This is a genomic window from Sphingomonas sp. PR090111-T3T-6A (genome assembly GCF_000383095.1).
GTDB lineage: Bacteria > Pseudomonadota > Alphaproteobacteria > Sphingomonadales > Sphingomonadaceae > Solisphingomonas.
This window is the reverse complement of sequence record NZ_AORL01000022.1, coordinates 134,354-153,120: the sequence shown is the minus strand read 5'-3', so window position 1 is coordinate 153,120 and position 18,767 is coordinate 134,354. Positions and strand designations below refer to the sequence as shown.

Below are 18,767 nucleotides of genomic sequence, written 5' to 3'. Positions count from 1 at the left end.
GCAAGAGGCGGGAGCGTAGCGCGGCGATGGCGATATCCACGGTGGCAGGACAGGACACGCCGACGGCCGCGCATCGCCTGCGCTCGATCCTCGGCGGGGCGGCGGGCAATCTGGTCGAATGGTATGACTGGTATGCCTATTCGGCCTTCGCGCTTTATTTCGCGGGCGCCTTCTTCCCCAGGGCGGACCAGACCGCGCAGCTTCTGAATACCGCCGCCGTCTTCGCGGTGGGCTTCATCATGCGGCCGGTCGGCGGCTGGCTGATGGGGACTTTCGCAGACCGCAAGGGGCGGAAGGCAGGGCTGACCCTCTCGGTGGTGCTGATGTGCGCGGGGGCGCTGCTGATCGCGCTCTGCCCGCCTTATGCGCAGATCGGAGCGGCGGCCCCGGTCGTGCTGGTGGTGGCACGGCTGCTGCAAGGCTTGAGCCTCGGCGGCGAATATGGGGCGAGCGCGGTCTATCTGTCCGAGATGGCGGGCAGGCGGCATCGCGGCTTCTGGTCGAGCTTCCAATATGTGACGCTGATCTCGGGGCAACTCGTGTCGCTGGCGCTGCTGCTGGTGTTGCAGGCCTTGCTGAGTCACGAGCAGATGGCGGCGTGGGGCTGGCGCATCCCCTTCGCGATCGGCGCTGCGCTGGCGATCGCGGTGTGGCGCATCCGGCGCGGGCTCGCCGAGACCGAGAGCTTTCGCAATGCCGAGCGGACCGGCGCGCGGCGCGGTTCGGTCGCCGATCTGCTTGGGTCGCACCGCCGCGAGGCGGCGCTGGTGCTGGCGCTGACGGCGGGGGGCACCGTCGCCTTCTATGCCTGGTCGATCTACATGCAGAAATTCCTCGCCAACACGGCGGGCTTCAGCGCGGGCACGGCGAGCGCGATCATGGCGCTGGCGCTGCTGCTCTACACCGCGCTCCAGCCGGTGGCGGGCGCGCTCAGCGATCGGATCGGGCGCAAGCCGCTGATGGTGGGCTTCGGCGTCTCGGGTGTGGTGTTGACCGTGCCGGTCTTCACGACGCTGGAGCATGTCCACTCGGCCCCGCTCGCCTTCCTGCTGGTGATGGCAGGGCTGCTCTCGATCACCGGCTACACGGCGATCAATGCGGTGGTGAAGGCCGAGCTGTTTCCCGCCGAGGTTCGGGGTCTGGGCGTGGCGCTGCCTTACGCCATCGCCAATGCGCTGTTCGGCGGCACGGCGGAATATGTCGCCTTGTGGTTCAAGCAGGCGGGGCATGAGCGCGGCTTCTACTGGTATGTGACGGCGCTCGTGGCGCTGTCGCTGATCGCCTATCTCCGGATGCGCGAGACGCGCGACGCCAGCGCCATCAAGGAGGATTGATCGCGCGCGCCGGAAGCCTAGGGAGGAGGGCGTGCATGCCTCCCGCCTGATCCTCACCGATTTCCGATCCTATGCCGCGGCCAGCATCGAGGCTGGGCCGGGCTTCGTCGTGCTCACCGGCGAGAACGGTGCGGGCAAGACCAATGTGCTGGAGGCCGTCTCGCTGCTCGCGCCGGGCAAGGGATTGCGCGGCGCGGCACTCTCCGAGATGGCGCGGAGCGGTGGAGCGGGCGGCTTCGCGGTGGCGGCACGTCTGGGCGAGGATGTCGAGATCGGCACGGGCACCACGCCCAGCGCGCCCGAGCGGCGGCAGGTGCGCATCAACGGCGCGAGCGCCGCGGCGACGGCGCTCTCCGAATGGCTGTCGGTCCTGTGGCTGACCCCTGCGATGGACAGGCTTTTCGCTGAAGGCGCGAGCGGCCGCCGCCGTTTCCTTGATCGGCTGGTGCTGGCGATGGAGCCGGCGCATGGCCATCACGCCGCGCGGTACGAGGCCGCCATGCGTGCGCGCAACAAGCTGCTCGCCGAGCCGGAGGGCGCAGATCCCGCCTGGCTGGCCGCGCTGGAGGCGGGCATGGCAGAGCATGGCGCCGCCATCGCCGCAGCCCGTGTCCGCACCGTCGCCGCGCTCGCCGCGCGCCTCGCCGACCAGCCTGAGGGACCGTTCGCCCGCGCCGGCCTCGCGCTCGACGGCTGGCCGGCGGCGGACGAAGCCAGCTTCGCCGCCGAATTGCGCGCCGGCCGCGCTCGCGATACCGCCGCCGGGCGGACGCTCGCCGGCCCGCACCGCTCGGACCTGCTCGTCACCCATCTCGGCAAGGCCCAGCCTGCCGACCGTTGCTCAACCGGCGAGCAGAAGGCGCTGCTCCTCGCGATCGTGCTCGCCCATGCGGATCTCGTCGCCGAACGTCTCGCCCGTCCGCCGCTGCTGCTGCTCGACGAGGTGGCGGCGCATCTCGATCCGCTGCGCCGCGCCGCGCTGTTCGAGCGGTTGGCGGCCGGTGGCGGTCAGGTGTGGATGACGGGCACCGAACGCGCGCTGTTCGAGGGGCTGGGGCGGGCGACATGGCTCCACGTCGCGGATGGAGCGGTGCATCCCGCCTGAACCCCGGCTTTCTGTTCCGCTCACGGAGCGTTCAAGGCCGCTCCCGCATTCCTCCCGCACACGGGGAAGAGGAGGAGTGACGATGAGCAGGAAGCGTATCCTGGCCGCCGGTCTGGCGGTCATTCTGGCGGGCGGGGCTTTCACCGCGCCGGCCTTCGCGCAGGGGCACTGGTCGCCCGGCCGCTGGGATTGGGGCGGCGGCCGCGACGGCGATGCGCGCGCCTATGATCTGCGCGGGCCCGGCGTGCGGCTGCTGTTCCCGGAGCTGCGTGACACGCGGCGCGGGCGCGCCTTCGTGCTGCGCAATTTCGACTGGCGCCATGACGGCTTCCTCACGCCCGAGGAGGCGCGCGCCGCCAACCGCGCCTTCGCCGATGCGGTCGGCCCCGATCGCGGCCGGTTCGACTGGCGCTGGGCAGATCGCCCGGTGGCCGTGCCGGCGCCGGCCGGCTGGGATCGCGGGGCGATGCGCGGCTATCATTTCCGCGACACGCCGGAAGGCGCGCGCATGACGATGGGCGAGGACGTGCTGTTCCGCACCGACAGCGCCGATCTGCGCCCCGGTGCGCTCGACAGGCTGCGCGCGCTGGCCGGCTATCTGCGCGCCGAGCCGGGCGTGAAGATCTCGATCGACGGCTATACGGACAGCCGCGGGTCGGACGCGCACAACCAGAATCTCTCCGAGCGCCGGGCGGAGAGCGTGCGCGCTGCGCTGGAGGGCATGGGCGTCATCCATGCGCGATTCCGCGTGCGCGGCCATGGCGAGGCCGATCCCGTCGCCAGCAACGCCACGGACCGGGGGATGCGCCTCAACCGCCGGGTGGAGCTGACTCTTCTCGGCCAACGGGCAAGCCGCTTCGACTAATGACAGGCGGAACGCTGGCGGTGGCGGCGGCGGCCTGATATGAGCCGGCGCCATGTCGAACGACCGCTACCGCCAGCGAAACCGCCGCCGTGCGATCCGCCGCGACATGCTGGCCACGCTGGCGCTCTGCGGCATGATCTTCGTCTCGATACTCGCGCTGCCGTTCGGGCAGGTGCATGAGCATGCCTGCCGCGTCGCCGCCCATATCGCCGGCCGCGAAGTGCCGTGCGGGCTCACCGCGGTCAGCATCTCGATCGATACGGATCGCAGCCCGTATCTTTCCATCGCCATCCTGCCGCGAAAGCTCCCCATTTCGCTTTAGTTTCAGGCTTCGCCTGCCTATATCATCGCTATGGCAAGCACTCCTGAGCAGAATGATTACGGCGCCTCCTCGATCAAGGTGCTGAAGGGCCTCGATGCCGTCCGCAAGCGGCCCGGCATGTATATCGGCGACACCGACGACGGATCGGGCCTCCACCACATGGTGTTCGAGGTCTCCGACAACGCGATCGACGAGGCCTTGGCCGGTCACTGCGACCGGGTGCTCATCACGCTCAACGCCGACGGCTCGGTCTCGGTCGAGGACAACGGCCGCGGCATCCCGACCGGCATCCACCCCGAGGAAGGCGTCTCGGCGGCCGAGGTCATCATGACCCAGCTCCACGCCGGCGGTAAGTTCGACAACACCTCGGACTCGAACGCCTACAAGGTGTCGGGCGGCCTGCACGGCGTGGGCGTGTCGGTGGTGAACGCGCTCTCCGACTTCCTCGATCTCACCATCTGGCGCGACGGCGAGGAGCATTACATGCGCTTCGCCCGCGGCGATGCGGTGGCCCCGCTCAAGGTGGTGGGCAAGGCCGGCGAGAAGCGCGGCACCCGCGTGACCTTCCTGCCGTCGCCCGAGACCTTCAAGATCACAGAGTTCGATTTCGACAAGCTCGAGCATCGCTATCGCGAGCTGGCGTTCCTGAACTCCGGCGTGCGGCTGTTCCTGATCGATGCCCGCCATGCCGAGCGCAAGGAAGTCGAGCTGTACTACGAGGGCGGCATCGCGGCCTTCGTGAAGTATCTCGATCGCGCCAAGACGCCGCTGATGCCCGATCCGATCGCGATCACCGGGCAGCGCGAGGACGTCGGCATCGACGTCGCGCTGGAGTGGAACGACAGCTATTACGAGCAGGTCCTCTGCTTCACCAACAACATCCCGCAGCGCGATGGCGGCACGCACCTCGCGGCCTTCCGCGCGGCGCTGACCCGCACGCTCAACAACTATGCGGACAAGTCGGGCCTGCTGAAGAAGGAGAAGGTCTCCCTCACCGGCGACGACATGCGCGAGGGCCTCTCGGCGATCGTCTCGGTCAAGCTGCCGGACCCCAAGTTCAGCTCGCAGACCAAGGACAAGCTCGTCTCGTCCGAAGTGCGCGCGCCGCTGGAATCGCTGATGGCCGACAAGCTCGCCGAGTGGCTGGAGGAAAATCCCGCCCACGCGCGCACCATCGTCCAGAAGATCATCGACGCCGCCGCCGCGCGCGAGGCCGCCCGCAAGGCGCGCGACCTGACGCGCCGCAAGGGCGTGCTCGACATCGCCTCGCTGCCCGGCAAGCTCGCCGACTGTCAGGAGCGCGATCCGGCCAAGTCCGAACTGTTCATCGTCGAGGGTGACTCGGCCGGCGGTTCGGCCAAGCAGGGGCGCAACCGTCACAATCAGGCGATCCTGCCCTTGAAGGGCAAGATCCTGAACGTCGAGCGCGCGCGCTTCGACCGGATGCTGTCGTCCAAGGAAGTCGGCACGCTGATCCAGGCGCTCGGCACCGGCATCGGCCGCGACGATTTCAACGCCGACAAGCTGCGCTACCACAAGATCGTCATCATGACGGACGCCGACGTGGACGGCGCCCACATCCGCACGCTGCTGCTCACCTTCTTCTACCGGCAGATGCCGGAGATCATCAGCCGCGGGCATCTCTTCATCGCCCAGCCGCCGCTCTACAAGGTCGCGAAGGGGCGCTCGGAGGTCTACCTCAAGGACCAGAAGGCGCTCGACGACTATCTGGTCGAGGCGGGCGTCGCGACGATGGCGCTCGACACCGCCGGCGGCCGCCGCGCGGGCAACGACTTGCAGGCGCTGATCGATCATGCGCGCCGGATGCGGACGCTGATGTCCTATGTGCCGCGCCGCTACGAGCCGGTGATGGTCGAGGCGCTGGCGCTGAACGGCGCGCTGGAGCTGTCGGTCGACCGCACGGCGGCGGCGGCGCGCGTCGCCCGGTGGCTCGGCGCGGCCGATCCCGAGGCGGAGTGGACCGGCGAGGCGCCCGAGCTGGGCGGCTATCGCCTCGTCCGCAAGTGGCGCGGCGTGTCCGACATCCATGAGATCGACGCGGGCTTCCTCGGATCGGCCGAGGCGCGCAAGCTGCACGGCCTCGCCGCCGAGCAGGCGGACGCCTATGCGTCGCCCTCGCGCCTCGTCTCGATCAAGTCCGCCGAGCGCGCGGAAGGCGAGGAGGATGATCTCCCCGCCGATCCCAAGGGCGTTTCGATCGGCCGCCCGTCCGAGCTGCTCGACGCGGTGTTCGCCGCCGGGCGCAAGGGCCTGTCGATCGCGCGCTACAAGGGCCTCGGCGAGATGAACGCCGAGCAGCTCTGGGAAACCACGCTCGATCCGGCCAACCGCTCGCTGTTGCAGGTCGAGGTGACGCAGGCCGATCTCGCCGACGAGATCTTCACCCGCCTGATGGGCGATGTGGTGGAGCCCCGCCGCGAGTTCATTCAGGAAAACGCATTGTCGGTCGCCAATCTCGACGTCTGATCAGGTCGCGCCGAGCAGCAGCGTGACATTGGAGGTGCGGGGATCGTCGGGCTTCGGCACGGGGTCTCCGCCCTGTTGCAGCACCCGGTGGAGCGTCGCCGGCAGGCCATAGCGGCGTTCCGCCAGCCGGCCGGGGAAGACCGCGATCGAATCGAGCCCGACCGGCAGCTCCTCCCAGCGGTCGCCTGTATAGACTTGCGTGTGGATATTGGCGCGTCGCCCGCACAGTCCGGTGAACAGCCGGCTGTCGACATGCGGCCCCTCGATCACCCGCTGGTCGTCGTTGATCCGGTAGCGGCCGTCGATTCGCCCGGCCAGGGTATTGGCCGCCTGCGCCACGTTCCGGGCGAGCGGCACCATCATCAGCAGCCCGTAGAGGTCGGCCGGTCCCTTGCGGGCGAGCGCGCCGGCGAGATGCTGGCGCTGGCAATCGATCGCGAAGCCGAGTCGTCCCCAACGGCCGAGCGAATGGGCGGTCAGCTCCGTGAGCAGGCCGAGATCGTCGCTGCTGCTCTGATATTTGAGCCGCTGGACGGTGACCTTGTAGCCTTGGGCCTCCTCCCGCTCGGGGGTCATGGCCAAGGATATCCTGTCGGTGATCGCACAGCATTCGTCGATCAGGTCGGCGGGCGGCGCATAGGTCGAACTGCCCTGATGGAAGCGGGACGGGTGCAGCGCCGCCGGACCCGCGCCCGGCGGGCGGTCGATCTCCAGCTTGCGGGCGATATAGCCGTGCAGGCCGGGCTGGAAATAATAGACGTCGCCGAGGCTCACCGTGATGTCGCCGGAGCCGTGATGGTTGCGCGCGATATCGATCAGCGGCGCTTCCCAGGGGAGCGTCTCCGCCGGATTTTCGAGCAGCCGCTGCCACAGCGCACGCAGCCGCCCGTCGCAGCGGATGATCGCCGCTACCGCGCCATGCAGGAAGGCAGCCGCCAGCACGCCTTGCTGGAGGTCATCCAGCCCGATCTCGAAGATCGCCACAACCTACTCCCGCGCCGCTCCCCCCGGATTGGCAGCGTGGCGCCATCTCGATCGGGAGCCGGGAGTCCGTCAAGTTTCCCGGAAGAGGTAACGCGGGCGGTGAGCCGTGCCATGCTGCGGATAGGGAGGCGGAACCTTTTGCGCTTTTTGCAAACCGGCTTTCCGGTAGCGCAATCATGATTAGATTGTTCGCACTTGCAAAAATTCATGATGCGATGCACAAAGAAGCTGCCTTTCAGGCATCCTCTCCTAAAACTTCAGGCCGTCCCTTGGGGCGGCCTTTTTTTTGGGCCGCGGATCAGCGCGCCAGCAATTTCTGGCGCCGACGCTGCACCGACGAGCCGAGGCCGAGCGATTCGCGATATTTGGCCACGGTGCGCCGCGCGATATCGAACCCTCGCTCGCGCAGCAGATCGACGAGCGAATCGTCGGAGAGGATGGCGTTGGCCGGCTCGTCGGCGATCAGTTTGGCGATATGGCTCTTCACCGCCTGCGCCGAAGCCGCCTCGCCGCCATCGGCCGCCTGGATCGCGCTCGTGAAGAAATATTTGAGTTCGAACAGCCCGCGGTCGCAGGACATATATTTGTTCGTCGTGACGCGGCTGACCGTCGACTCGTGCATTCCGATGGCATCGGCCACGTGCTTCAGCGTCAGCGGGCGCAGATGCTCGACGCCGTGGCGGAAGAAGCCTTCCTGCTGCTTCACGATCTCGGTGGCGACCTTGATGATGGTGCGCGCGCGCTGATCGAGCGCCTTCAGCAGCCAGTTGGCGCTTTGCAGGCATTCGCCGAGCCACGCCCGACTCGCCTGATCGTGGGCGGCGCCGGACAGCTCGGCATAATAGCCGCGGTTGACGATCAGCCGGGGGAGGGTGGCGTTGTTCAGCTCGATCGCCCAGCCGGTGGCGGTGCGCGCGACGAAGATGTCCGCCACCACCGTCTGCGTGTCGCTGGGCGCGAAGCGGAGGCCGGGCTTGGGGTCATAGGCGCGCAGCTCGCGGATCATGTCCGCCAGATCCTCGTCGTCCACGCCGCAGAGCCGGCGGAGCTGCGGCAGGCCGCCGCGCGCGAGCAGATCGAGATGGCCGATCAGCGCCGCCATGGCGGGATCGTAGCGATCCGCCTCCCTCGCCTGGAGCGCGAGGCACTCGGCGAGGTCGCGCGCGCCGATGCCGGTGGGATCGAAGCCCTGCACCACGCCCAGCACGCGCTCGACGTCGCAGAGCGCCACGCCCAGCCGCTCGGCGATGTCGAGCAGCGGCGTGGTGAGATAGCCCGCCTCGTCCAGCGCATCGACGATGTGGCCGGCGATCAGCAGTTTCTCGCCCGACAGCACGGCGCCCGCCTGCGCCATCAGATGGTCCGCGAGCGTGAGGCTGCCGGTGAGTGAATCCTGGAAGTCCCCGCCTTCGCTGCCGCCCGTGGCGCTGCTGTCGAGCCCGAGCGAGCCGTCGAGACCCTGGCCGGAGGGCATGTCCGAGGGGGAATCATGGTGGAAGGTCTCGGCCGCATAGTCGACGTCGAGCGGGGCCTCGCCATCGCCCCCGGAGAGGCCGGAAAGCGCGTCGGTCGGCTCGGATTCGGCGCCGCCGTCGCCGTCGGACGCGTCGTCGTTGCCGGGGAGCGGGCCGTCCCCCTCGTCGGAAGCGCCGGCCTCGATCAGGGGGTTCTTCTCCAGCTCCTCGGCGATGAACGCCTCGATCTCGAGGTTGGAGAGCGCCAGCAGCTTGATCGCCTGCTGGAGTTGCGGCGTCATCACCAGCGACTGCGACTGGCGCAGGTCGAGGCGAGGGCCGAGCGCCATTGCTGGCCCCGTCGCTAGCGCTTACCGCCGGAAGGGCGGCAATGAGTCACAGTGCGAATCCCTCGCCCAGATAGAGGCGCCGCACGTCGGGATTGGCGACCAGCGCGGCCGGCGATCCCTGGAACAGCACCTTGCCATCATAGATGATGCAGGCGCGGTCGACGATGTCCAACGTCTCGCGGACATTGTGGTCGGTGATGAGCACGCCGATGTCGCGGCGCTTCAGATCCTTCACCAGATCGCGGATGTCGCTGATCGAGATCGGGTCGATGCCGGCGAAGGGCTCGTCTAGCAGCATGATCGAGGGCTCGCCGGCCAGCGCGCGGGCGATCTCGCAGCGGCGGCGCTCGCCGCCCGACAGCGCGGTGGCGCGCGCGTCGCGGAGGTGGCCGATGTGGAACTCCTCCAGCAGCGTCGCGAGACGCTTCTCGCGCTGCTCGGGATCGGGCTCGCTCATCTCCAGCACCGAGGAGATGTTCTGCGCGACGGTCAGCCCGCGGAAGATCGAAGTTTCCTGCGGCAGATAGCCGAGGCCGAGGATCGCGCGGCGATACATCGGAAGCGCGGTGATGTCCTCGCCGTCCAGGAGGATGCGCCCCGCGTCGGGCTTCACGAGGCCCATCACCGAATAGAAGCAGGTCGTCTTGCCGGCGCCGTTGGGGCCGAGCAGGCCGACCACCTCGCCGCGCGCCACTTCGAGGCTGACGTCCTGGAGCACGGGCCGCCCGTCATAGGCCTTGGCGATCGAGACGATCGACAGCGCGCGCGTCTGCGGCGGCGCGGGCTGGGCGCTGTCGCGGTGGGAGGGTGCGTTGTCGTTCATCGTCTATCGATCTCTTGGGCGAGTGCGGCCCCGGACATCTGGCAGGCGTCCTGCCGGGCGATCAAGCCCCGGCGGACGCCGCGTCAGGATTGTGCCGGCTTCGGCGCGGTGGCGGGCTTGGCGGCCGGCGTACCGGACGAATTCTTGTCATTGTCGTGCTGGGGCACGGTGAAACGACCCGACACCCGGCCACCGGCGCCGGCCGAGCCGTTGCCGCCGACCGCGCTGCCATCCATGTTGGCCTGATTGGTGTTGAGGTTGATGACCAGCCGCCCGCCGCGAACCGTGCCGGCATTGGGACCGGTGCGGTCGAGCGTGACGTTGCCGATCAGCGTGACCAGCCGCTTGTCGAGATCGTAGATGCCATATTCGCCGTGCGCGACCTCGTTGGGGCGGGTGACGACGACATGGCCGTTGGCGTCCAGCCGGTGGACCTGCGGATTGCCGCCGCCCGAGCCCGTGCCGCCGCTGTTGGCGACGCTGCCGGTATAATTGGCGGTCGCGCGGTCGGCGGTGAGCGTCATGTCCTGCTGCACGGCCTTGACGTTGCCGATCAGGATCGCACGATGATCCTTGTCGTGGACCTCCATACGGTCCGCGTTCCAGTCGATCGGCGCGTTGCTGTCATGCTTCTGCTGGGCATGGGCAAGGCCGGCGCCCCCCGCGACCAGCGCGAAGGCGGCAAGCATGGAAGGCGTGGCGAGTTTCATCGCCGCGATGTGCCGTTTCGCTGCGTGATATGCAAGCGGGCGTGCCCGTCGAGGATGACCACATGATTGTCGAGATCGGCGTGCATCCTGTCGGCGCTGTAGTTGCCGAGCGGCATCGTGCCGGTCACCGGCGCATGGCTGGCGAGCTGACGGCTCTGCATGTCGAGAATGACGTCGTGGGTCTGGAGCGTATAGCCGTCGGCGCTGTGGAAATTGACCGGGCCGTCCAGCGCGACGCGCTGATTGTCGAGATTGTAGCGGCCCTTGGGCGCGACCAGCTCCGCCGGCCCGCCCTGAAGCTGGATCTTGGCGAAGATCTGGTCGAGGCGGACGATCGGGTCGGCCGAGGTCTGCTGCACGGCCGATTTCGCGGTCAGCGAGAAGGGCTGGCCGTTCGAATCCTCGCCACGATAGAGCGCCTGCGTCACGCGCATACGCTCCTTGGCGACGGCGACCCGGTCCTTGGAGAGGACGAAGGAGATGTCGCGCCCCGAGGTGAGCGGCGCGGTCGCCAGCGCGACGGTGAGCGCGCCCACCGCCGCCGGCAGCATCACGCGCGCGATGGCGATGATGCGGTCGTGGCTCGACCCCGGATTCGCCCAGGCCCGCCGGCGGCGTCGCTCGGCGCGCGCCGCATCGGAAAGAGGCCCGGCGACGCTGTCAGGCATGGGCGAAGATGTCCACCTCCGGCCAGCCGGCAAGATCCAGCTCGGCGCGGGCGGGCAGGAAGTCGAAGCAGGACTGGGCCAGCGCCATGCGGCCTTCGCGAATCAGGCGCTCGTCGAGCTTCTCCTTCATCGCGTGGAGATAGCGCACGTCGGAGGCGGCATAATCCTTCTGCGCGTCGGAAAGCTCAGGCGCGCCCCAGTCCGACGACTGCTGCTGCTTGGAGACGTCGATGCCGAGCAGCTCGCGCACCAGTTCCTTGAGGCCGTGCCGGTCGGTATAGGTGCGGATCAGGCGCGAGGCGATCTTGGTGCAATAGACCGGCGCCGCGACCACGCCCAGATAATGGCGGATCGCCGCGAGATCGAAGCGCGCGAAGTGGTAGAGCTTCAGCCGGTCCGGATCGGCGAGCACGGCGCGCAGGTTGGGCGCGGCATAGTCGCTGTCCGGGCCGAAGCGGACGAGATGCTCGTCGCCGCGGCCGTCCGAGATCTGGACGACGCACAGCCGGTCGCGCGGGGTGATGAGGCCCATCGTCTCGGTGTCGACGGCAACGGCGGCGCCGGGGGCGAACACGCCGGCGGGAAGGTCTTCCTCGTGGAAATAAACGGTCATTCTTCGCGCATAGGGCTTCGCGCGGCGTTGCTCAATGGGGTGAGCGCCGCCGCCGCGCGGCCATGTTGAGCGCCTCCACGCTGGCCGAGAAGCCCATCGCGGCATAGATATAGCCCCTGGGCACATGGATGCCGAAGCCGTCCGCGATCAGCATCGCGCCGATCATCAGCAGGAAGCCCAGCGCCAGCATCACCACCGTCGGGTTGCGGCCGATGAAGCGGGCCAGCGGATCGGCGGCGACCAGCATCAGCCCCACGGCGATGACGACGGCCGCCACCATCACCGGAAGCTGGTTGGTCATGCCGACCGCCGTCAGGATCGAATCGATCGAGAAGACGATGTCGAGCGCTACGATCTGGGCGATCGCCGCGCCGAATCCGATATGGCCGGCATGGGCCGATTCGGGCTTCTCGCTGCCTTCCTCCATCGTGTGGTGGATTTCCTTGGTGGCCTTCCAGATCAGGAACAGGCCGCCCGCGATCAGGATCAGGTCGCGCGCCGAGAAGGCCGTCTCGAAAGCGGGATGCCCGTCCACCAGCGGCCCGGTCAGGCCGAGATCGAGGAGCGGCGCGGTCAGCCCCACCAGCCAGGCGATCGCCGACAACAGGGCGAGCCGCAGCCCCAGCGCCAGCGCGATGCCGAGCCGGCGCGCCTTCGTCTGCTGCGCAGGCGGCAGGCGATTCGACAGGATCGAGACGAAGACGAGATTGTCGATTCCCAACACCACTTCCATCACCACGAGCGTGGCGAGAGCGATCCAGGTACCGGGATTGGCGGCGAGCGACAGGAGATCGGGCATGACGGCCAGGACCGTGCCTTGTCGTTCCGGCCTCAGCAAGCATTTCGACGTGGTTAGTTGCAACTTTGTCACGCGGCTGCGGTGTTGCGCCAGTCGCTCGCGACAAAATGGCTCGCGAGGCTAATGGTTTTGCGGTATGACGGGTCTAAGCGCGCACTTTGTTTCGCGCCCGGAGTTTGCACGCTGCGCCCGGTGTGTAATCTTCAAGATATGATGGGCGACCCGGGAAAGATTATTCCAGCATGAGTTTCGATCGTGGGCGGCGCGGGCAGCGCGGCAAGGACAAGCGCGACGGCTTCGGCGGCGACGATTTTGGCGGTGGCTACGGCGGCGGCGGCTTTGGTGGCGGTGACCGTTTCGGTGGCGGCGGCTACGGCGGCGGTGACCGTTTCGGTGGCGGCGGCGGCGATCGCTTCGGCGGTGGCGGTGATCGCTTCGGTGGCGGCGGCGGCGGTGGTCGCGGCGGCTTCGGTGGCGGGCGCAGCGGCGGCGGCTTCGGCGGCGGCGGCGGTGGTTTCGGCGGCGGCCGTGGCGGCGGCGGCGGGATGCCGGCCCAGGTGATCGGCGAAGCCAAGGGCACCGTGAAGTTTTTCAATGGCCAGAAGGGCTTCGGCTTCATCGTTCGTGACGATGGCGGCGAGGACGTCTTCGTGCACATCTCGGCCGTCGAGCAGGCGGGCCTCACCGGCCTCGCGGAAGGCCAGACGCTGGCGTTCACGCTCGTCGATCGCGGCGGCCGCGTCTCGGCGTCGGACCTGAAGATCGAGGGCGAAGCGCTTCCGGTCACCGAGGCGCCGCGCGCCCCGGCTCGCCAGCTCACCGGCGAGAAGGCTTCCGGTACCGTGAAGTTCTTCAACCCGATGAAGGGTTTCGGCTTCATCCAGCGTGATGACGGCCAGCCGGATGCGTTCGTGCATATCTCGGCGGTCGAGCGCGCGGGCATGACCTCGCTGAACGAGGGCGACCGTCTCGAGTTCGAACTCGAGGTCGATCGTCGCGGCAAGTACGCCGCCGTGAACCTGACGCCCGTCCACGAGTAAGTTTCCCGGGAGGGGGATGCCGGAGGCCCGGCCCACGTCAACGAGCGTGGGCCGGGCCTTTTGCTTGGCCGGGCGCGGTCTTCCGGGTGACCGCGCACGGATGCTGCCGGGGTGGAGGGTGCTTCCCATTCACCCGGCGCGCGATTTGCTCTAGCGTGGCCCCGCGCGGCTGACTGCGCCGCGACAACGGGGGCGTAACGTGTCGATGATGCTGGGCCTGCTCGCGATTCCGCTGATCTTCCTGCTGACGGCGGCGCTGAAAACCTTCGGGATCAACCAGGAATATGAACGCGCCGTGGTCTTCCGGCTGGGGCGCGTCACCGAGCCCAAGGGGCCGGGCTGGTACTGGCTGATTCCCTTCGTCGACCGCGCCGTGCGGATCGACACGCGGACCGTCACCATCGCGCTTGAGACGCAGGAGACGGTGACTCGCGACGGCGTGGCGGTGCGCGTCAATGCCGTGCTGTGGTTCCGCGCGGTCAATCCGGTGCGGGTGGTGACGGTGGTGGAGACGTGGCAGCGCGCCGTGCTCCAGGCTGCCGAGACGGGCCTGCGCGACGCCATCGGCCAGTCCGACCTCGATCAGCTCCTCAAGGATCGCGCCGTCATCAACCAGCGATTGATGGGGATGCTGACCCGCGCGGTCGAGCAATGGGGCGTGGCGGTCGATGCGGTGGAGCTGAAGGATCTCGACATCCCTGAGACGATGCAGCGCGCCATCGGCCGCGAGGCCGAGGCGGTGCGCGAGAAGCGCGCGCGCATCATCAAGGCCGAGGGCGAGCAGGAGGCCGCGCAGAAGCTGGCCGACGCCGCCGCTACCATCGGCGGCAGCTCGGGCGCGCTCGAACTGCGCCGGCTCCAGACGCTTTCCGAGATCGGGGCCGAGCATAACAGCACGGTGATCGCCATGCTGCCGGTCGAGCTTCTCGAAGTGGCGCGCACGCTGGCGGGCAAGAAGGAGTGACCGCACTCACCGTCAACGGCCAGCCGGTGCGCTATCGGATCGCGCCGGAGACGCCGCTGCTGTTCGCCTTGCGCGACGTGTCGAATCTCACCGGCACCAAATATGGCTGCGGCACCGGCGAATGCGGGGCGTGCACGGTGCACGTGGACGGCAAGGCGGCGCGTTCCTGCCGGGTCAGCATCGCCGAGGCGGAGGGGACGTTCGTCACCACCATCGAAGCCCTGTCGCGCGATCGCGGCCATCCGGTGCAGCAGGCGATGGCGGCGGAGGGGGCGGTGCAATGCGGCTTCTGCACGCCCGGTATCGTCATGACCGCCGCCGCTCTGATCGAGGCCCGCCCCAATGTCGCGGATGCCGAGATCGTCGCGGCGATCACCCATCTCTGCCGCTGCGGGGTTCAGCCGCGTCTGGTGAAGGCGATCCGGCGGGCGGCGGCGATGGCGCGGGGCGAGGAGGCCATTCTCGCGGCTCCCCCGCCCGGCATCGATCCGGCGGATGCGGCGCGGGCCGTTCCCGCGCTCACGCCGCCCCGGCGTTAGGCGATCCCGGCGAAGCGGATCACCACCAGTGCCACCGCGCCAAGGATGACGAGGGATAGCGTGACCACCGCCGTCACCCGCGGCCCGGCGGCGGCGACGCTGCGCAGGTCCACGCCGAGGCCGAGCGCCGCCATGGAGACGATGGTCAGCAGCCCCGCGAGCTTGTTCGCGCCCGATACGGCGACCTCCGGCAGCAGGCCCAGTGACCGCGCGGCGGCGAGCGCGAGGAAGGCGAGGATGAACCACGGCAGGAAGCGGGTGATGGAGGCGATGGAATGCCCGGCCGCAACGGTCCGCTCCGCGCCATGGCGGCGGCCCATGATGAGGGAGAGCGTCATCACCACCGGCCCCAGCATCAGCACGCGCACCAGCTTCACCAGCGTGCCGAGCTGTACGGCGGCGACACCCAGCGGGGCGGCGGCGGCGAGCACCTGCGGCACGGCATAGACGGTCAACCCCGCCAGCGCGCCGCCACCATGCTGGCCGAGGCCCAGCACATGGGCGATGAGCGGGAGCAGCAGCACCACGGCCACGCCGAGCACGGCGGTGAAGGCGATCGAGGCGGCCACGTCGTCGCTCTCGGCGTCGATCACCGGGGCGACGGCCGCGATGGCGGAATTGCCGCAGATCGCGTTGCCGCAGGCGATGAGCATGGCAAGCTTGCGCGGCAGGCCGAACAGTCGCCCGAGCGCGAAGCTCGCCGTGATGGAGATCGCCACGGCAGCGACGATCCCTGCCACCAGCGGCGCGCCCGCGCCGACGATCGCGCCGAGGCTGATCGTCGCCCCCAGCATCGCCACCGCCAGTTCGAGCAGCGTCTTGGCCGAGAAATGGATGCCTGCCTGCCAGCGTTGGCCGGGCGACCAGGCGGTGCGCACGGCGGTGCCGATCAGGATCGCCAGTACCAGCGCCTCCAGCCAGGCGCGGCCGGTCAGCGCCACCTCGATCCGCTGCGCGGTGAGGGCGGCAAAGGTGACGGCCGCGCACAGGACGATGCCCGGGAGAAGGCCCGAGCCGCGCTGCGCGATCGTCGACGGAGCGGTATGGAGAGGTGCGGTAGCCATGGCGACGGAGTGCGCCCGGCACGGAGACAAATCCAATCGATTGATAGTGTCCTTTCGATAGACTATTCTTATGGAATGACCCTGGAGCAGCTTCGTATCTTCGTGGGCGTCGCCGAGCGGCTCAGCATGACGCGTGCGGCGCAGGCGTTGCACCTGACCCAGCCGGCGGTCAGCGCGGCGGTCGCTGCGCTGGAGGAGCGGCACGCCACACGGCTGTTCGACCGGGTGGGGCGAGGGCTGGCGCTGTCGGACGCAGGGCGGGTTTTCCTGCCCGAGGCGAAGGCGGTGCTCGCACGGGCGGCGGCGGCGCAGCGGATGCTCGACGATCTCGCCGGCCTGCGCCGGGGGGAGCTGCGCATCGCCGCGAGCCAGACGGTGGCGGGCTATTGGCTGCCCTCGCGGATGGCGCGCTTCGCCGCCGCGCAGCCCGGCGTGAAGCTGCCGCTGACGGTGGGCAACAGCACGCAGGCGATGGCGGCGGTGCTGGCGGGGGAGGCGGACCTCGCCTTCGTCGAGGGGCGGGTGGACGATCCGCATCTGCGCGCCACCGAGGTGGGCGGCGATCGTCTCGGCCTCTATGTCGCGCCGGGGCATCCGCTGCTCGGCGCGCGGATCGATCGCGTGTCGTTGCGTCAGGCCGCCTGGGTGCTGCGCGAGCCGGGATCGGGCACGCGCGACCATTTCGCGCAGGCGATCGCCTCGGTGGGCGTATCCTTGCCCGATCTCGACGTGCGGCTGGAGCTGCCCTCCAACGGAGCGGTGCTGGCGGCGGTGGAGGCGGGCGGGCTCGTCACCGCCGTCTCCGATCTCGCGGCGGCGGCGCGACTGGCGGCGGGGCATGTCGCGCGGCTCGACTTCCAGTTGCCGGAACGCGCCTTCACCATGCTGGCCCATCGCGAGCGGCATCCGAGCCGCGCGGCCGAGGCGTTCGTTGCGGCCTTGTGAGATGCTTTCGCGTTGCTGACTAAGGGGTTCAGCGCCGTGTCATCCGGTCGGGCGCATTTGCAGGGACATGGTGGCGCAAGCTGCGCCCGCACGAATGGAAGGTGGAGTGGGATGCGACTGTTGATCTCCGCAATGTTGCTGGCTTCGGCCGCGGCGGCGCCGGCGGTGGCGCAGGACTGGAATCATGGCGGCCAGCACCAGGGCGGTGGCCAGCACCAGCAGGGTGGCGGCCAGCATCAGGGTGGCGGTGACCATCATGGCGGCGGCTGGCAGGGTCAGGGGCAGGGACGGCCCGGACCGGCTGTACAGGCGCCGCAGCGTCCGCAGGGACAGCCCGGTGGCGGGCAGAGCTGGGGAGGTCATGGCGATCGGGGCCGTCCGGGCGGCTGGCAGGGCGGTGGCGAACAACCGCGCCCCGGCGTGCCGGCGAACGCTGGCCAGGTCCGCCCGCGCGAGGGGCTCTGGGCGGGCAACAATGCCCCCGGCCGCCCCGGCGGGTGGGATCGCGGCGACCATCATGACGGCCGCCCCGGCGGCGACTGGAACCATGGGCGTCCGGGCAACGGCGTACCGGGGCGTCCGGGGGGCGACTGGGATCATGGCCGGCCCGGCTATGGCGGCGTGCATGTCCGCTCCGGCAACGACTGGAATCACGGCCGTCCGGGCGGTGGCTGGAACAGCGGATGGCGCAACGACAACCGCTATGACTGGCGCGGCTGGCGCGACGCGAACCGCGATCGCTTCCATGTCGGCCGTTATCGTCCGCCGTCGGGCTATGGCTGGGGCTATCGCCGCTATGGCATCGGCGTACGGCTGGCGCCGCTGTTCTTCAGCTCGTCCTACTGGATTGCCGATCCGTGGGAGTATCGCCTGCCGCCGGCCTACGGCCCCTATCGCTGGGTCCGCTATTACAACGACGCGCTGCTGGTCGACGTCACCACCGGCTATGTGGTCGACGAGATACCGGATTTCTTCTGGTAAGCGAGCCGGGATCGCGTGAATGGCCCGGCGCGGGGAACCCTCGCGCCGGGTCTTTCGTTATGGGCGGCCGGCGATCCGTCCGGCCGATATGAAGATAAAATCGCGAATATCGAAGATGAATCCCGGATAAAAGCGTCATTCCGGCGCCGTTCATATCGATCGTGGCAAATCAAACCTATCGGCAGGGTGTGATTTCCAACCAGGCCCGAAACAGAGAGGGATGTTCAACATGCGTAAGCTCATTCTCGCTTCCGCGCTCATGACGACGCTGCTGCCGGCGGCGGCCATGGCCCAGTCCTATGGCGAGGTTCGCCACGATCAGCGCGAAATTCGTCAGGATCAGCGCGATCTGAACCGCGCTTATGCCCGCGGCGACCGTCATGACGTTCGCGACGCACGCCGCGACCTGCGCAATGACCGCCGCGAGGCCCGTGGCGACTGGCGCGATTATCGCCGTTCGCATCCCGAGGCCTTCCGTGGCCCGGCCTATGTCGGCCCGCGCGCCGGCTGGCGTTATCGCCCGGTCGGCGTCGGCTATCGCTTCGAGCCGGGCTTCTACGATCGCCGCTACTGGATCGATCCGGTCCGTTACCGTCTGCCCCCGGTCGTCGGCTATCAGCGCTGGGTCCGTTACGGCAATGATGTCGTGCTGGTCGACACCCGCTCGGGCCGCGTGATGAACGTCTATGGCGGCTTCTTCTTCTAAGACGCCTTGCTTGC

The 18,767-nt window shown here is 68.9% G+C and carries 19 protein-coding genes; 11 read left to right on the top strand and 8 right to left on the bottom strand.

All coding sequences use genetic code 11. The annotated features are described in order from the left end of the window. Positions 1 to 26: 26 nt before the first annotated feature. The 5 genes from ST3T6A_RS0116540 to gyrB all read left to right on the top strand — a co-directional run bounded on the left by ST3T6A_RS0116540 (position 27) and on the right by gyrB (position 6,113). Positions 27 to 1,334 carry an MFS transporter gene (locus ST3T6A_RS0116540; protein WP_019834068.1) on the top strand — a complete coding sequence of 436 codons (1,308 nt, stop codon included), beginning with the start codon at positions 27 to 29 and terminating at the stop codon, positions 1,332 to 1,334. Positions 1,335 to 1,365: 31 nt separating this feature from the next. Continuing rightward, positions 1,366 to 2,439 carry a DNA replication/repair protein RecF gene (gene recF / locus ST3T6A_RS0116535; protein WP_019834067.1) on the top strand — a complete coding sequence of 358 codons (1,074 nt, stop codon included), beginning with the start codon at positions 1,366 to 1,368 and terminating at the stop codon, positions 2,437 to 2,439. A gap of 82 nt (positions 2,440 to 2,521) precedes the next feature. After that, positions 2,522 to 3,304, top strand: coding sequence for an OmpA family protein (locus ST3T6A_RS0116530; RefSeq protein WP_019834066.1), 783 nt, complete (start codon positions 2,522 to 2,524; stop codon positions 3,302 to 3,304). Positions 3,305 to 3,356: 52 nt separating this feature from the next. Continuing rightward, positions 3,357 to 3,626: a hypothetical protein gene (locus tag ST3T6A_RS0116525; RefSeq protein WP_019834065.1), complete on the top strand. Its 270-nt coding sequence runs from the start codon at positions 3,357 to 3,359 to the stop codon at positions 3,624 to 3,626. Between the two features lie 30 nt (positions 3,627 to 3,656). Then, positions 3,657 to 6,113, top strand: a complete 2,457-nt coding sequence (gyrB, locus tag ST3T6A_RS0116520) for a DNA topoisomerase (ATP-hydrolyzing) subunit B (protein ID WP_019834064.1) — start codon at positions 3,657 to 3,659, stop codon at positions 6,111 to 6,113. On the opposite strand, the gene ST3T6A_RS0116515 is transcribed toward gyrB, so the two are convergent. The 7 genes from ST3T6A_RS0116515 to ST3T6A_RS0116485 form a co-directional block, all read right to left on the bottom strand. Beyond that, positions 6,114 to 7,097, bottom strand: a complete 984-nt coding sequence (locus ST3T6A_RS0116515) for a hypothetical protein (protein ID WP_019834063.1) — start codon at positions 7,095 to 7,097, stop codon at positions 6,114 to 6,116. 298 nt (positions 7,098 to 7,395) lie between these two features. Then, positions 7,396 to 8,901: an RNA polymerase factor sigma-54 gene (rpoN, locus tag ST3T6A_RS0116510; protein ID WP_019834062.1), complete on the bottom strand. Its 1,506-nt coding sequence runs from the start codon at positions 8,899 to 8,901 to the stop codon at positions 7,396 to 7,398. Positions 8,902 to 8,947: 46 nt separating this feature from the next. Beyond that, the gene (gene lptB, locus ST3T6A_RS0116505) at positions 8,948 to 9,724 is read right to left on the bottom strand and encodes an LPS export ABC transporter ATP-binding protein (RefSeq protein ID WP_019834061.1); all 777 of its coding nucleotides are present in this window, start codon (positions 9,722 to 9,724) and stop codon (positions 8,948 to 8,950) included. Positions 9,725 to 9,807: 83 nt separating this feature from the next. After that, a complete protein-coding gene (locus tag ST3T6A_RS20450; protein WP_019834060.1) occupies positions 9,808 to 10,434 on the bottom strand; it encodes an LptA/OstA family protein in 627 nt (208 codons plus the stop codon). After that, positions 10,431 to 11,102: an LPS export ABC transporter periplasmic protein LptC gene (lptC, locus tag ST3T6A_RS0116495; RefSeq protein ID WP_019834059.1), complete on the bottom strand. Its 672-nt coding sequence runs from the start codon at positions 11,100 to 11,102 to the stop codon at positions 10,431 to 10,433. Before lptC ends, ST3T6A_RS20450 begins: the two co-directional genes overlap by 4 nt. Beyond that, on the bottom strand, positions 11,095 to 11,715 hold the full coding sequence (locus tag ST3T6A_RS0116490; RefSeq protein WP_019834058.1) for a ribonuclease D: 621 nt from the start codon (positions 11,713 to 11,715) through the stop codon (positions 11,095 to 11,097). The genes lptC and ST3T6A_RS0116490 overlap by 8 nt, the downstream gene beginning before the upstream one ends. Before the next feature lie 31 nt (positions 11,716 to 11,746). Continuing rightward, positions 11,747 to 12,514, bottom strand: a complete 768-nt coding sequence (locus tag ST3T6A_RS0116485; RefSeq protein ID WP_019834057.1) for a TerC family protein — start codon at positions 12,512 to 12,514, stop codon at positions 11,747 to 11,749. A gap of 242 nt (positions 12,515 to 12,756) precedes the next feature. On the opposite strand from ST3T6A_RS0116485, the gene ST3T6A_RS22210 reads away from it, so the two are divergent. From ST3T6A_RS22210 to ST3T6A_RS0116470, 3 genes are all read left to right on the top strand, one after another. Continuing rightward, positions 12,757 to 13,554 carry a cold-shock protein gene (locus tag ST3T6A_RS22210; RefSeq protein WP_026359801.1) on the top strand — a complete coding sequence of 266 codons (798 nt, stop codon included), beginning with the start codon at positions 12,757 to 12,759 and terminating at the stop codon, positions 13,552 to 13,554. A gap of 205 nt (positions 13,555 to 13,759) precedes the next feature. After that, entirely contained in the window at positions 13,760 to 14,518 is a 759-nt protein-coding gene (locus ST3T6A_RS0116475; protein WP_019834056.1) for an SPFH domain-containing protein, read from the top strand. Further along, the gene (locus ST3T6A_RS0116470; RefSeq protein WP_019834055.1) at positions 14,515 to 15,057 is read left to right on the top strand and encodes a (2Fe-2S)-binding protein; all 543 of its coding nucleotides are present in this window, start codon (positions 14,515 to 14,517) and stop codon (positions 15,055 to 15,057) included. The genes ST3T6A_RS0116475 and ST3T6A_RS0116470 overlap by 4 nt, the downstream gene beginning before the upstream one ends. Here the strand turns inward: ST3T6A_RS0116470 and ST3T6A_RS0116465 are convergent. Then, on the bottom strand, positions 15,054 to 16,121 hold the full coding sequence (locus tag ST3T6A_RS0116465) for a YeiH family protein (protein WP_019834054.1): 1,068 nt from the start codon (positions 16,119 to 16,121) through the stop codon (positions 15,054 to 15,056). The genes ST3T6A_RS0116470 and ST3T6A_RS0116465 overlap by 4 nt on opposite strands. 75 nt (positions 16,122 to 16,196) lie before the next feature. Here ST3T6A_RS0116465 and ST3T6A_RS0116460 point away from each other — a divergent pair, with 75 nt between their 5' ends. The 3 genes from ST3T6A_RS0116460 (at position 16,197) to ST3T6A_RS0116445 (ending at position 18,753) form a co-directional block, all read left to right on the top strand. Then, a complete protein-coding gene (locus ST3T6A_RS0116460) occupies positions 16,197 to 17,066 on the top strand; it encodes a LysR substrate-binding domain-containing protein (protein WP_019834053.1) in 870 nt (289 codons plus the stop codon). A 111-nt stretch (positions 17,067 to 17,177) separates the two neighbouring features. Then, positions 17,178 to 18,047, top strand: a complete 870-nt coding sequence (locus ST3T6A_RS21270; RefSeq protein WP_083937564.1) for an RcnB family protein — start codon at positions 17,178 to 17,180, stop codon at positions 18,045 to 18,047. A gap of 229 nt (positions 18,048 to 18,276) precedes the next feature. Then, positions 18,277 to 18,753, top strand: coding sequence for an RcnB family protein (locus tag ST3T6A_RS0116445; RefSeq protein WP_026359800.1), 477 nt, complete (start codon positions 18,277 to 18,279; stop codon positions 18,751 to 18,753). The last annotated feature ends 14 nt before the right edge of the window (positions 18,754 to 18,767 follow it).